This window comes from Pseudarthrobacter sp. NPDC092424 (assembly GCF_044754925.1).
GTDB lineage: Bacteria > Actinomycetota > Actinomycetes > Actinomycetales > Micrococcaceae > Arthrobacter.
In genome coordinates, this window is the sequence record NZ_JBIVQC010000001.1 from 53,158 (window position 1) to 65,737 (window position 12,580).

21 protein-coding genes are annotated in these 12,580 nt (G+C 62.0%); 20 read left to right on the plus strand and 1 reads right to left on the minus strand.

What is annotated here, in order from left to right; genetic code table 11:
- The first annotated feature begins 21 nt into the window (after positions 1 to 21).
- Together tuf and ACIQCN_RS00275 are read left to right on the plus strand one after the other, a co-directional pair.
- Positions 22 to 1,212, plus strand: a complete 1,191-nt coding sequence (tuf, locus tag ACIQCN_RS00270; protein ID WP_377214664.1) for an elongation factor Tu — start codon at positions 22 to 24, stop codon at positions 1,210 to 1,212.
- 101 nt (positions 1,213 to 1,313) lie between these two features.
- Positions 1,314 to 1,439, plus strand: coding sequence for a hypothetical protein (locus ACIQCN_RS00275; protein WP_400604407.1), 126 nt, complete (start codon positions 1,314 to 1,316; stop codon positions 1,437 to 1,439).
- Positions 1,440 to 1,441: 2 nt separating this feature from the next.
- Here the strand turns inward: ACIQCN_RS00275 and ACIQCN_RS00280 are convergent, their stop codons facing one another.
- The gene (locus ACIQCN_RS00280) at positions 1,442 to 2,878 is read right to left on the minus strand and encodes a GH1 family beta-glucosidase (RefSeq protein ID WP_400608852.1); all 1,437 of its coding nucleotides are present in this window, start codon (positions 2,876 to 2,878) and stop codon (positions 1,442 to 1,444) included.
- A gap of 395 nt (positions 2,879 to 3,273) precedes the next feature.
- On the opposite strand from ACIQCN_RS00280, the gene rpsJ reads away from it, so the two are divergent.
- The 18 genes from rpsJ to rpsE all read left to right on the plus strand — a co-directional run bounded on the left by rpsJ (position 3,274) and on the right by rpsE (position 12,579).
- Positions 3,274 to 3,582, plus strand: a complete 309-nt coding sequence (gene rpsJ / locus ACIQCN_RS00285) for a 30S ribosomal protein S10 (RefSeq protein WP_003803825.1) — start codon at positions 3,274 to 3,276, stop codon at positions 3,580 to 3,582.
- A gap of 17 nt (positions 3,583 to 3,599) precedes the next feature.
- A complete protein-coding gene (gene rplC / locus ACIQCN_RS00290) occupies positions 3,600 to 4,250 on the plus strand; it encodes a 50S ribosomal protein L3 (protein ID WP_377214667.1) in 651 nt (216 codons plus the stop codon).
- 4 nt (positions 4,251 to 4,254) lie between these two features.
- A complete protein-coding gene (rplD, locus tag ACIQCN_RS00295) occupies positions 4,255 to 4,878 on the plus strand; it encodes a 50S ribosomal protein L4 (protein WP_400608854.1) in 624 nt (207 codons plus the stop codon).
- Positions 4,875 to 5,180: a 50S ribosomal protein L23 gene (gene rplW / locus ACIQCN_RS00300; protein WP_009358306.1), complete on the plus strand. Its 306-nt coding sequence runs from the start codon at positions 4,875 to 4,877 to the stop codon at positions 5,178 to 5,180. Before rplD ends, rplW begins: the two co-directional genes overlap by 4 nt.
- Positions 5,181 to 5,209: 29 nt before the next feature.
- Entirely contained in the window at positions 5,210 to 6,049 is an 840-nt protein-coding gene (rplB, locus tag ACIQCN_RS00305; protein WP_050684394.1) for a 50S ribosomal protein L2, read from the plus strand.
- A 12-nt stretch (positions 6,050 to 6,061) separates the two neighbouring features.
- Positions 6,062 to 6,343 carry a 30S ribosomal protein S19 gene (gene rpsS, locus ACIQCN_RS00310; RefSeq protein WP_003803803.1) on the plus strand — a complete coding sequence of 94 codons (282 nt, stop codon included), beginning with the start codon at positions 6,062 to 6,064 and terminating at the stop codon, positions 6,341 to 6,343.
- A 38-nt stretch (positions 6,344 to 6,381) separates the two neighbouring features.
- Positions 6,382 to 6,747, plus strand: a complete 366-nt coding sequence (gene rplV / locus ACIQCN_RS00315; RefSeq protein WP_009358304.1) for a 50S ribosomal protein L22 — start codon at positions 6,382 to 6,384, stop codon at positions 6,745 to 6,747.
- Entirely contained in the window at positions 6,748 to 7,581 is an 834-nt protein-coding gene (rpsC, locus tag ACIQCN_RS00320; protein WP_400604403.1) for a 30S ribosomal protein S3, read from the plus strand.
- Entirely contained in the window at positions 7,582 to 7,998 is a 417-nt protein-coding gene (gene rplP, locus ACIQCN_RS00325; protein WP_050054315.1) for a 50S ribosomal protein L16, read from the plus strand.
- 2 nt (positions 7,999 to 8,000) lie between these two features.
- Positions 8,001 to 8,330 (plus strand): 50S ribosomal protein L29, encoded by a 330-nt coding sequence (gene rpmC, locus ACIQCN_RS00330; protein WP_018760452.1) that lies wholly within the window; start codon positions 8,001 to 8,003, stop codon positions 8,328 to 8,330.
- Entirely contained in the window at positions 8,327 to 8,632 is a 306-nt protein-coding gene (gene rpsQ, locus ACIQCN_RS00335) for a 30S ribosomal protein S17 (protein WP_009358300.1), read from the plus strand. Before rpmC ends, rpsQ begins: the two co-directional genes overlap by 4 nt.
- Positions 8,633 to 9,125: 493 nt before the next feature.
- On the plus strand, positions 9,126 to 9,494 hold the full coding sequence (gene rplN / locus ACIQCN_RS00340; RefSeq protein ID WP_009358299.1) for a 50S ribosomal protein L14: 369 nt from the start codon (positions 9,126 to 9,128) through the stop codon (positions 9,492 to 9,494).
- A gap of 3 nt (positions 9,495 to 9,497) precedes the next feature.
- Positions 9,498 to 9,860, plus strand: coding sequence for a 50S ribosomal protein L24 (gene rplX / locus ACIQCN_RS00345; protein WP_400604401.1), 363 nt, complete (start codon positions 9,498 to 9,500; stop codon positions 9,858 to 9,860).
- Positions 9,860 to 10,441, plus strand: coding sequence for a 50S ribosomal protein L5 (gene rplE, locus ACIQCN_RS00350; protein WP_066277862.1), 582 nt, complete (start codon positions 9,860 to 9,862; stop codon positions 10,439 to 10,441). Before rplX ends, rplE begins: the two co-directional genes overlap by 1 nt.
- A 79-nt stretch (positions 10,442 to 10,520) precedes the next feature.
- On the plus strand, positions 10,521 to 10,919 hold the full coding sequence (gene rpsH / locus ACIQCN_RS00355) for a 30S ribosomal protein S8 (protein ID WP_079596674.1): 399 nt from the start codon (positions 10,521 to 10,523) through the stop codon (positions 10,917 to 10,919).
- Between the two features lie 18 nt (positions 10,920 to 10,937).
- On the plus strand, positions 10,938 to 11,474 hold the full coding sequence (gene rplF / locus ACIQCN_RS00360) for a 50S ribosomal protein L6 (protein WP_400604399.1): 537 nt from the start codon (positions 10,938 to 10,940) through the stop codon (positions 11,472 to 11,474).
- A 2-nt stretch (positions 11,475 to 11,476) separates the two neighbouring features.
- Positions 11,477 to 11,860, plus strand: a complete 384-nt coding sequence (gene rplR / locus ACIQCN_RS00365; RefSeq protein WP_079596676.1) for a 50S ribosomal protein L18 — start codon at positions 11,477 to 11,479, stop codon at positions 11,858 to 11,860.
- Positions 11,857 to 12,579, plus strand: coding sequence for a 30S ribosomal protein S5 (rpsE, locus tag ACIQCN_RS00370; RefSeq protein WP_377214672.1), 723 nt, complete (start codon positions 11,857 to 11,859; stop codon positions 12,577 to 12,579). Before rplR ends, rpsE begins: the two co-directional genes overlap by 4 nt.
- Position 12,580: the final 1 nt, after the last annotated feature.

The window sequence follows — 12,580 nt, forward strand, 5'->3', positions numbered from 1 at the left end:
AAAACGTTCTAGGAGGAACCTGTGGCAAAGGCAAAGTTCGAGCGGACTAAGCCGCACGTCAACATCGGCACCATCGGTCACGTTGACCACGGTAAGACGACGCTGACGGCCGCCATTTCCAAGGTGCTGTACGACAAGTACCCGGATCTCAACGAGAAGCGCGACTTCGCGTCGATCGACTCTGCTCCCGAAGAGCGTCAGCGCGGTATTACCATCAACATCTCCCACGTGGAGTACCAGACCGAGAAGCGTCACTACGCACACGTTGACGCCCCCGGTCACGCTGACTACATCAAGAACATGATCACCGGTGCTGCCCAGATGGACGGCGCAATCCTCGTGGTTGCCGCCACCGACGGCCCCATGGCACAGACCCGCGAGCACGTTCTGCTCGCCCGCCAGGTTGGTGTTCCCTACCTGCTGGTCGCGCTGAACAAGTCCGACATGGTTGAGGACGAGGAACTCCTCGACCTCGTGGAAATGGAAGTTCGCGAACTGCTCAGCTCGCAGGGCTTCGACGGCGACGAGGCCCCCGTGGTCCGCGTTTCCGGCCTGAAGGCACTGGAAGGCGACCCCGAGTGGGTCAAGTCCGTCGAGGACCTGATGGCTGCAGTCGACGAGTCCGTTCCGGACCCCGTACGTGACCGCGACAAGCCGTTCCTGATGCCGATCGAAGACGTCTTCACCATCACCGGCCGTGGCACCGTTGTTACGGGCCGCGCCGAGCGTGGAACCCTCGCCATCAACTCCGAGGTCGAGATCGTCGGCATCCGCCCGGTCCAGAAGACCACGGTTACCGGTATCGAGATGTTCCACAAGCAGCTCGACGAAGCATGGGCCGGCGAGAACTGTGGCCTGCTGCTCCGTGGCCTGAAGCGCGACGATGTCGAGCGTGGCCAGGTTGTCGTCAAGCCGGGTTCCATCACCCCGCACACCGACTTCGAGGCAAACGTCTACATCCTCTCCAAGGACGAAGGCGGACGCCACAACCCGTTCTACTCGAACTACCGCCCGCAGTTCTACTTCCGCACCACGGACGTAACCGGCGTTATCACCCTGCCCGAGGGCACGGAAATGGTTATGCCCGGCGACAACACTGAGATGACCGTTGCGCTCATCCAGCCGATCGCAATGGAAGAGGGCCTCGGCTTCGCAATCCGCGAAGGCGGCCGCACCGTTGGTTCGGGACGTGTCACCAAGATCATCAAGTAATACTTGCTGAACTGAAGGAGGGCCCCGCTGCTGCTGCAGCGGGGCCCTCCTTTTTCTTTAACGCGCTGCTGCTACTGTTGCAGGGTCGAAAGGAGTCCGTGGTGGACTGGCTTATCTTCCTAGTAGTTGCCGTAGCCGTGGTGGCAGGTGCTTTCTGGGCGAAGAAGTATTTCCGGCACGAGATCGGCCGTGCCAAGCGGATCAACCGCGCCAACAAGAACCGGTAGGACTATTCCCGGGATGCCTTCCGCGCCCGGGAAAGTGTCCGGTACCAGTAGAACGATTGCTTCGGGGTGCGTTTCTGGGTTTCGAAGTCAACATGGACCAGGCCGAACCGCTGTGAGTAGCCGGCAGCCCACTCGAAGTTGTCCATCAGCGTCCACACGTAGTATCCCCGCAGGTCCACGCCCTCAGCGGCGCCACCGGGGGCGGTCGCATCAAGTGCCGCGCGCAGGTGTGACGCCAGATAGCTGACCCGCTGCCCGTCGTCGTACGTTCCAGAGACGGTGTCCGGCTCAGGGAAGCTGGCCCCGCCCTCGGTGATGTAGACCGGAGGCAGCGCGGAACCGTACCGGTCACGGAGTTCGGCGAGGAGGACGCCCAGGTGGTCAGGGGCCACGGGCCAGCCGAACCCGGTGCTGCCGTACTCGGGGTAGCCCACCTCGTGGAAGGGGAGCCTGGCAACCGACTTGTGCACGTCCGCGGGGATCGAGGCGCTGCCGCGGCCCATCGCTACTTTCACCGGGAAGTAGTAGTTCAGCCCATAGAAGTCCAGCGGCTGGTGGATGGTCCGCAGATCGGCGTCGGTGATCCTGCCGATGGAGCGGAGCCATGGCTTGGCATACACCGGAAGCTTCGGATACCGGCCCAGCAGCACCGGATCTGCGTAGATCCTGTTCATCAGCAGGTCATAGAGGTGCGCCACCAGCCGGTCACCGATCTTCCGGCTCGCCGGCCGGACAGGGGCATGCAGGTTGGTTACACCGATGCCCCCGGCCACGCCGGCCGCCCGCAGGGCCTGCGCGCCGAGCCCATGGGCCAGGAGCTGGTGGTGGATGGACGGGAGTGCATCGAACAGCAGCGCGTGCCCGGGGGCGTGGACACCCAGCGCGTACCCGTTCAGCGTGACGGACACCGGCTCGTTCAGTGTGACCCATTGGGCCACGCGGTCGCCGAACCGTTCGCCTGCCGCCGTTGCGTAGTCCGCAAACCGCAGCGCCGTCTCCCGGTTCATCCAGCCGCCGCGGTGTTCCAGCGGCAGGGGAGTGTCCCAGTGGTAGAGCGTGGCCATGGGGGATATGCCTGCGGCGAGGAGCTGGTCGATCAACCGGTCGTAAAAGTCCAGGCCCTCACTGTTGAACGCACCGCGGCCGTCCGGCTGGATGCGCGGCCAGGACAGCGAGAAACGGTAGGAGTCCACGCCGAGATCCTGGAGAAGCGCCACGTCTTCGGGCAGCCGGTTATAGTGATCGCAGGCAATGGCGGGGGAGTGGCCGTCGATGATGGCACCGGGCTTCTCGGCGAAAGCGTCCCAGCCGGACGGTCCGCGGCCGCCGGTACGGAGTGCGCCCTCGATCTGGAAGGCGGCGGCTGCCACGCCCAGGATGAACGACGGCGGGATGCGGCCGGCGAGGCCGGTCACGGAATCGGTGCTTTCCAGCGTCATCCCCCTATCATCCATTCACGGGGCGGGGCAGGCAATGGCCGCAGGCCCGGCGGCCAAGGCCGGATTCGCTTCTGCCGAAGATTTCCGGCATACTAGATGAGTTGTTCAAGCGCTTCTTCGCGTCCCGATCCGGATAATGCCGGGTGCCAGGGTCCAAGTGGAAGACCAAACATAACCCACCCCAATGGAACTGCGGATTTATGCGTGAAACTGCGCGACACGCCCGACCGCGGGGGTCGGTTGCGCCGGCAAGGTGAGGAACCCGGATTCATCCGGATTCAGTTTGTGCGGCGGATGGTGGTTACGACCTCAAATGCTTCGGCAGCCATACAACGAGTAAGTGAACAGGGCAGCCCTAACCAGGGGAAGCACAGACTGAAAGAGAGTCAGGCGACATGGCGGGACAAAAAATCCGCATCCGGCTGAAGTCATACGACCACGAGGTCATTGACGTTTCAGCACGGAAGATCGTTGAGACGGTCACGCGCGCAGGCGCAACGGTAGTCGGCCCCGTGCCGCTGCCGACGGAGAAGAACGTGTACTGCGTGATCCGCTCTCCGCACAAGTACAAGGACAGCCGCGAGCACTTTGAAATGCGCACGCACAAGCGTCTTATCGACATCATCGATCCCACGCCCAAGGCCGTCGACTCGCTTATGCGCCTCGACCTGCCGGCCGACGTGAACATCGAAATCAAGCTGTAGGGAGGTGCTGAGAAACTATGACCGCAACCCGTAACGTTAAGGGCCTGCTGGGCACGAAGCTCGGCATGACCCAGGTCTGGGACGAGAACAACAAGCTCATCCCCGTCACTGTGGTCCAGGCAGATTCGAACGTCATCACCCAGCTGCGCAACGCTGAGACCGATGGCTACGTCGCCGTTCAGATCGGCTACGGCCAGATCGACCCCCGCAAGGTCACCAAGCCGCTGGCTGGTCACTTTGAGAAGGCAGGCGTCACGCCTCGCCGCCATGTCGTCGAACTCCGTACCGCAGATGCTGCTGAGTACGAGCTGGGCCAGGAGCTCTCCGTTGAGCTCTTCGAAGCCGGCCAGAAGATCGACGTCATCGGCACCACCAAGGGTAAGGGCTTCGCCGGTGTTATGAAGCGTCACGGCTTCTCCGGTGTCGGCGCTTCCCACGGTGCCCACAAGAACCACCGTAAGCCCGGTTCAATCGGTGGCGCATCCACCCCGAGCCGCGTCTTCAAGGGCATGAGAATGGCCGGCCGCATGGGCGCCGTTCGCCACACCACGCTGAACCTCACGGTCCACGCGGTTGACGTCGAGAAGTCGCTGCTCCTGATCAAGGGTGCCGTTCCCGGTGCCCGCGGCCAGGTCGTCTTCGTACGCACTGCCGTGAAGGGAGCCTAGTTCAATGGCTAACACTGTCCAGGTTGACCTGCCTGCAGAGATCTTCGACGTTCAGACCAACGTGCCGCTTCTGCACCAGGTTGTCGTTGCCCAGCTCGCTGCTGCTCGCCAGGGTACCCACAAGACCAAGACCCGCGCCGAGGTTTCCGGTGCAGGCCGCAAGCCGTTCAAGCAGAAGGGCACCGGCCGCGCCCGTCAGGGTTCCATCCGTGCTCCCCACATGACCGGCGGTGGCATTGTCCACGGTCCCACCCCGCGTGACTACAGCCAGCGCACCCCCAAGAAGATGATTGCTGCTGCACTGCGCGGCGCACTGTCTGACAGGGCACGCAACGGCCGTATCCACGTTGTCGCCGAACTGGTGGAAGGCTCCAAGCCCTCCGCCAAGACTGCACTGGCAACGCTGCGCGGCGTTTCCGACCGCAAGAACCTGCTGGTCGTTATCGAGCGCGCCAACGATGTTGCTGCACTGTCCGTGCGCAACCTCGCCGGTGTTCACGTTCTGTACGCAGACCAGCTGAACACCTACGACGTTCTCGTGTCTGATGACGTTGTCTTCACCAAGGCTGCCTACGACGCATTCGTTGCCGGCAAGGCAGTGGCAAAGAACGAGGAGGATGCCAAGTGAGTGCAGCCACCATCAAGGATCCGCGCGACGTTGTGCTTGCACCCGTCGTTTCGGAAAAGAGCTACGGCCTGATCGACGAGGGCAAGTACACCTTCCTGGTGGACCCCCGTTCGAACAAGACCGAGATCAAGCTGGCCGTGGAGAAGATTTTCTCCGTCAAGGTCGAATCGATCAACACCATCAACCGTGCCGGTAAGCGCAAGCGCACCAAATTCGGATGGGGTACCCGCAAGAACACCAAGCGTGCGATTGTCACCCTCAAAGAAGGCACCATCGACATCTTCGGCGGTCCGCTCTCGTAGCGGAGACCACTTTAACGAGGAAATAAATTATGGGAATCCGTAAATACAAGCCGACTACCCCGGGCCGTCGTGGCTCGAGCGTAGCGGACTTCACTGAAATCACGCGGTCGACGCCGGAAAAGTCGTTGGTACGTCCGCTGCCCAAGAAGGGCGGCCGTAACAACACCGGTAAGATCACCACCCGCCACAAGGGTGGTGGGCACAAGCGCCAGTACCGTCTGATCGACTTCCGTCGCCACGACAAGGACGGCGTCAACGCCCGCGTTGCCGAAATCGAGTACGACCCGAACCGTACGGCGCGCATCGCGCTCCTGCACTACGTTGATGGCACCAAGCGTTACATCATCGCCCCCAACAAGCTGTCCCAGGGTGACGTTGTTGAAGCAGGTGCCGGCGCTGACATCAAGCCCGGTAACAACCTGCCGCTGCTCAACATCCCGGTGGGTACCGTTATCCACGCAGTTGAACTGCGTCCGGGCGGCGGCGCCAAGATGGGCCGCTCCGCTGGCGCATCCATCCAGCTCGTCGCCAAGGAAGGCCGCTTCGCCCAGCTGCGTCTGCCTTCCGGCGAAATCCGCAACGTTGACGTGCGCTGCCGCGCAACCGTCGGCGAGGTAGGCAACGCCGAGCAGTCGAACATCAACTGGGGCAAGGCCGGCCGCATGCGGTGGAAGGGCGTTCGCCCGACCGTCCGTGGTGTCGCCATGAACCCGGTTGACCACCCGCACGGTGGTGGTGAGGGTAAGACGTCCGGTGGACGTAACCCCGTCAACCCGAACGGTAAGCGGGAAGGCCGCACCCGCCGCCCCAACAAAGAGAGCGACAAGCTTATTGTGCGTCGCCGTCGTACTGGCAAGAACAAGCGATAGGAGCCTGGACACATGCCACGCAGCCTGAAAAAAGGTCCTTTCGTTGACCAGCACCTCTTTGTGAAGGTAGCCAGGGAAAACGAAAAGGGCACCAAGAACGTCATCAAGACCTGGTCCCGCCGTTCGATGATCATCCCCGACATGCTCGGACACACGATCGCCGTACACGACGGACGCAAGCACATTCCGGTGTTTGTCACTGAGTCGATGGTCGGGCACAAGCTCGGCGAATTCGCTCCCACGCGGACTTTCCGCGGCCATGTCAAGGACGACCGTAAGGGCAAGCGCCGCTAGGCGCCTGCACTTACGTCAAAGACGAGAGAAGGAAAGCAATGGAAGCCAAGGCAATTGCGCGTCACATCCGCGTAACGCCTATGAAGGCCCGGCGCGTCGTCAACCTTGTTCGTGGATTGCAAGCGAATGAGGCTCTGGCAATTCTGAAGTTTGCCCCGCAGGCAGCTTCGGAGCCGGTATTCAAGGTAGTACAGTCGGCAATCTCCAACGCCCGGGTCCTCGCGGACCGCGACGGTGTTGCGTTTGACGAAGGTGACCTCATCATCAGCGAAGCGTTTGTTGATGAAGGCCCGACCATGAAGCGGTTCCAGCCGCGTGCCCAGGGTCGTGCATTTCAGATCAAGAAGCGCACCAGCCACATCACCGTGGTAGTCGCTACCCCGGAGAAAGAGGAGGCTCGCTAAGTGGGACAGAAAGTAAACCCGCACGGGTTCCGACTCGGCATCACCACCGATCACGTATCGCACTGGTTCGCTGACAGCACCAAGGCCGGACAGCGGTACAAGGACTTCGTTCGCGAAGACATCCGCATCCGCCAGCTCATGTCCACGGGCATGGAGCGCGCCGGCATCGCCAAGGTCGAGATCGAGCGCACCCGTGACCGCGTCCGCGTGGACATCCACACGGCCCGTCCCGGCATCGTTATCGGCCGCCGTGGAGCAGAAGCAGACCGCATCCGCGGCGAGCTCGAAAAGCTCACCGGCAAGCAGGTACAGCTGAACATCCTCGAGGTCAAGAACCCCGAGATGGAAGCACAGCTTGTTGCCCAGGGCGTTGCTGAACAGCTGACTTCCCGCGTGGCTTTCCGCCGTGCGATGAAGAAGGCCATGCAGTCCGCACAGCGTGCAGGTGCCAAGGGCATCCGTATCGCCTGCTCCGGTCGACTGGGTGGCGCTGAAATGTCCCGCTCGGAGTTCTACCGTGAAGGCCGTGTGCCCCTGCACACCCTCCGCGCGAACATCGACTATGGCTTCTACGAAGCCAAGACCACCTTCGGCCGCATTGGCGTGAAGGTCTGGATCTACAAGGGTGACGTCACCGCCAAGGAACTGGCCCAGCAGGCCGCTTCCGCCCCGTCCCGCGGCCGCTCCGGCGACCGTCCGGGCCGTCCGGGTGGCGCTGACCGTGGTGACCGCCGCCGTCGTAACGACCGTCCGGCCGCCGAAGCAGCTCCCGCTGCCGAGGCACCCGCGGTTGAGGCTGCACCCGCTGCAGCAGTAGAAGGAGGACAGGCTTAAATGCTTATCCCACGTCGAGTCAAGCACCGCAAGCAGCACCACCCGGGTCGTTCCGGCGCTGCTACGGGCGGCACCAAGGTCACCTTCGGTGAGTACGGCATCCAGGCCCTGAGCCCGGCATACGTCACGAACCGGCAGATCGAGTCTGCACGTATCGCGATGACCCGCCACATCAAGCGTGGCGGCAAGGTCTGGATCAACATCTACCCGGACCGTCCCCTGACCAAGAAGCCGGCCGAAACCCGCATGGGTTCCGGTAAGGGTTCGCCGGAATGGTGGGTCGCAAACGTCAAGCCGGGTCGGGTTCTCTTCGAGATCTCCGGCGTCGAAGAATCGGTAGCACGCGAGGCACTCCGCCTGGCAATCCACAAGCTCCCGTTGAAGGCACGCATTCTGCGTCGCGAAGGTGGTGAATAGAAATGGCAGTAGGATCCAAGGATCTGGCTCCCGCACAGCTGGACGGTTTCGACAACGAGCGTCTCGTTGAAGAACTCCGCAAGGCCAAGGAAGAGCTGTTCAACCTGCGTTTCCAGTCCGCCACCGGTCAGCTGGAGAACCACGGTCGTCTGCGCGCGGTAAAGAAGGACATCGCCCGCATCTACACCGTTCTCCGTGAGCGCGAGCTGGGCATTCGTGCCGAGGTTGCCGCACCGGTTGTGGAAGCCAAGGAAGAGAAGAAGTCCAAGAAGGCTGCAACCAAGAAGGCCGAAAAGGCTGAAACGGTTGAGACCGAGGAGGATGCCAAGTGAGTGAAAAGGACCAGAACGTGACGGAAACTGCTACCGCAGCCACGGCTGAGCAGCGCGGTTACCGCAAGACGCGTCGCGGCTACGTGGTCTCGGACAAGATGGAAAAGACCATCGTTGTCCAGGTTGAGGACCGCGTGAAGCACGCACTGTACGGCAAGGTCATCCGCCGTACCTCCAAGGTCAAGGCACACGATGAGAACAACACCGCCGGCATCGGCGACCTCGTTGTCATCGCCGAGACCCGTCCGCTGTCCGCCACCAAGAACTGGCGGCTCGTGGAAATCCTCGAGAAGGCCAAGTAGCAGCAGCTGCTTCGCCGTGTGGCCCTCGCTCCCGTCGCGGAGCGGGGGCTGCCTCGTTTAACCGCCACGGGTTGTATGCGCGTCACGGAGAGCACGCTTCTAGTAACAGTACGACGGCGGGACCGCGGCTTTCCGGGGGAGGGGCACTCGTGGCGGGCCAAAAGGCTGCCGTGCGTGACGCCGTCGTCCGTCTTGCGGGGGAGCGCTGCCGGGTGATATGGGGATCCGGGCGAAACGTGCTAGGATATTGAGTTTGTATGGCGCCTTTTGCGCGCCGTCATCAACCTCGTAAACAAGCGTGCCACAGCATAGTGCCCCCTTGCGCCCAGGAGCAGTCCTGGACCGGATGGGAGCAACTGCTTCTGGCACGGGAGTTTAGGCCTGGTCTGGCAAAATCCAGGCAGGTCAAGAGACACCCCGATCAACCGTTCCGCAAGGCTCATTCCGTAGCAAGACCACGGCCTGAGAACCGGCGCGACGCAAGGAGTAAATAGTGATTCAGCAGGAGTCGCGGCTCAAGGTCGCCGACAACACGGGTGCTAAGGAAATCCTTACCATTCGCGTTCTCGGTGGATCCGGTCGTCGCTACGCAGGCATCGGTGACGTCATTGTCGCCACCGTCAAGGATGCAATCCCTGGCGGCAACGTAAAGAAGGGCGATGTTGTCAAGGCAGTCATCGTCCGTACCAAGAAGGAACGCCGCCGTGCGGATGGTTCCTACATCAAGTTTGACGAGAACGCAGCTGTGATCCTGAAGGGTGACGGTGACCCCCGCGGTACCCGTATCTTCGGACCGGTTGGTCGTGAACTCCGTGACAAGAAGTTCATGAAGATCGTTTCTCTGGCTCCGGAGGTGCTCTAGTCCATGGCTTCTAAGATCAAGAAGGGTGACCTCGTTCAGGTCATCACTGGCGCCAAGGCTGAGCGTGGCGGCGACCGCGGCAAGCAGGGCAAGGTCCTGCGCGTGTTCCCCGACACCAACCGCGTGCTGGTTGAAGGCATCAACCGCGTCACCAAGCACACCAAGGCCGGTCAGTCGCAGCGCGGCACCAACACCGGTGGCATCGAGGTCGTGGAGGCCCCGATCCACATCTCCAACGTGGCTCTGGTAGACCCGTCCACCAAGAAGCCCACCCGCGTTGGCTTCCGCATCGACACCGTTGAGCGCAACGGCAAGAAGCGCGAAGTCCGCATCCGCGTGGCCAAGAGCTCAGGGAAGGACATCTAATGACTGAGACTCTCGAGACTCCGGCAACGAAGATCGTTCCTCGTCTGAAGACCAAGTACGCCGAATCCATCAAGAGCACGCTCATTGAGGAATTCAAGTACGAAAACGTCAACCAGGTTCCGCGCCTCGTCAAGGTTGTTGTGAACATGGGTGTTGGAGATGCCGCCAAGGACTCCAAGCTGATCGACGGCGCTGTCCGCGACCTCACCCAGATCACCGGCCAGAAGCCGCAGGTAACCAAGGCCCGCAAGTCCATCGCCCAGTTCAAGCTGCGCGAAGGCATGCCCATCGGTGCACACGCAACCCTGCGTGGCGACCGCATGTGGGAATTCCTGGACCGCCTGGTCACCCTCGCCCTGCCCCGTATCCGGGACTTCCGCGGCCTGAGTGGCAAGCAGTTCGATGGCAACGGCAACTACACCTTCGGTCTGACCGAGCAGGTTATGTTCCACGAAATCGACCAGGACAAGATCGACCGCGTCCGCGGTATGGACATCACGGTTGTTACCACTGCCAAGACCGATGACGAAGGCCGCGCGCTGCTGAAGGCGCTTGGCTTCCCGTTCAAGGCCGAAGACTAATCCAACTACGTAAAAGGTCCGGCGGCGCTGCCTAAAGGCACTCCGCGGAAACCGTTACGAGGAAGGGCAAGAGCCCACCATGACAATGACAGATCCTGTCGCAGACATGCTTACGCGTCTGCGCAATGCAAACTCGGCATACCACGACACCGTGTCCATGCCGTACAGCAAGCTCAAGGCACGCGTTGCTGACATCCTGAAGGCAGAAGGCTTCATCGCCGGCTGGAAGGAAGAAGACGCTGAGGTTGGCAAGAAGCTGACCATCGAGCTCAAGTTCGGTCCGAACCGCGAGCGTTCCATCGCTGGGGTTCGCCGCATCTCCAAGCCGGGCCTGCGTGTTTACGCAAAGTCCACCAACCTGCCGCACGTGCTCGGTGGCCTGGGTGTCGCAATCCTGTCCACCTCTTCCGGCCTCCTGACTGACAAGCAGGCCGGCAAGAAGGGCGTGGGCGGCGAAGTCCTCGCGTACGTCTGGTAACGGGAAAGGAAGAGAATAATGTCACGTATTGGACGTCTCCCCATCACCGTTCCTGCCGGCGTTGAGGTCAAGGTTGACGGCTCTGTCGTCAGCGTCAAGGGTGCCAAGGGCGAGCTGAACCACACTGTGGCCAGCCCGATCGAAGTCACTCTGGAAGCAGACACCCTGACTGTCGCCCGCCCGAACGACGAGCGCGCCTCCCGTTCACTCCACGGCCTGACCCGCACCCTGATCTCCAACATGATCGAGGGCGTTACCAAGGGCTACGAGAAGAAGCTTGAAATCGTCGGTACCGGTTACCGCGTTCAGGCCAAGGGATCTGACCTTGAGTTCGCTCTGGGTTACAGCCACCCGGTCAGCGTCACCGCTCCGGACGGCATCACCTTTGCAGTTGAGGGTCCGACCAAGCTCTCTGTTTCAGGTATCAACAAGCAGCAGGTCGGCGAGGTTGCTGCCAACATTCGCAAGCTGCGGAAGCCGGACCCCTACAAGGGCAAGGGCATCCGTTACGCCGGCGAGGTCATCCGCCGCAAGGTCGGAAAGGCTGGTAAGTAACCATGGCCATCTCAATTAACAAGAAGCGTACGAACAAGAGCAAGTCTGCTTCGCGCAGCCGCCGCCAGCTTCGTATCCGTAAGCGCATCTCCGGTACGGCTGTACGTCCGCGTCTGGTCGTCAACCGCTCCGCACGCCACGTGTTCGTCCAGGTTGTTGATGACACCAAGGGCCTGACCGTAGCGAGCGCCTCCACCCTGGAAGCCGACCTTCGTGCATTCGACGGTGACAAGACTGCCAAGGCCAAGCGCGTTGGCGAGCTGGTTGCCGAGCGTGCCAAGGCTGCAGGTATCGAAGCTGTTGTCTTCGACCGTGGTGGCAACAAGTACCACGGCCGGATCGCCGCCGTCGCTGACGGTGCACGTGAAGGTGGGCTGTCGCTGTGACGGAAGCAAACAAGGAAAAGGACACTGTGTCTGCAGATCAGAAGGCGACTGAAGCCGTAGCTGCCGCTGAGACCACTGCCCCCGCAGCTGCTGACGACCGCCGTGGCGGCGCTCGTCGCGGCGAGCGTGGCGACCGTGGCCAGGGCCGCGGCGACCGTGGTGGCCGTGGCGGCCGCGACGGCGGCCGTGAAGCCGAGAAGAGCCAGTTCGTAGAGCGCGTTGTTACCATCAACCGCGTTTCCAAGGTGGTCAAGGGTGGTCGTCGCTTCAGCTTCACCGCCCTGGTCGTTGTTGGTGACGGTAACGGCATGGTAGGCGTGGGCTACGGCAAGGCCAAGGAAGTTCCCGCTGCAATCGCGAAGGGTGTTGAAGAGGCCAAGAAGTCCTTCTTCCGCGTTCCCCGCGTTGGCAACACCATCCCGCACCGCGTTCAGGGTGAGGCTGCTGCCGGCGTCGTAATGCTGCGTCCGGCTTCCGCCGGTACCGGTGTTATCGCCGGCGGTCCGGTCCGTGCAGTACTGGAGTGCGTGGGCATCCACGACATCCTCTCCAAGTCGCTCGGTTCCTCCAACGCCATCAACATCGTTCACGCGACCGTTGATGCCCTGAAGCGCCTCGAAGAGCCGGCAGCAGTGGCAGCACGCCGCGGCCTGCCGCTGGACGAGATTGCTCCCCAGGCGCTGGTGAAGGCTCTCCTGAACCCGAAGGCAGGTGCCTAGT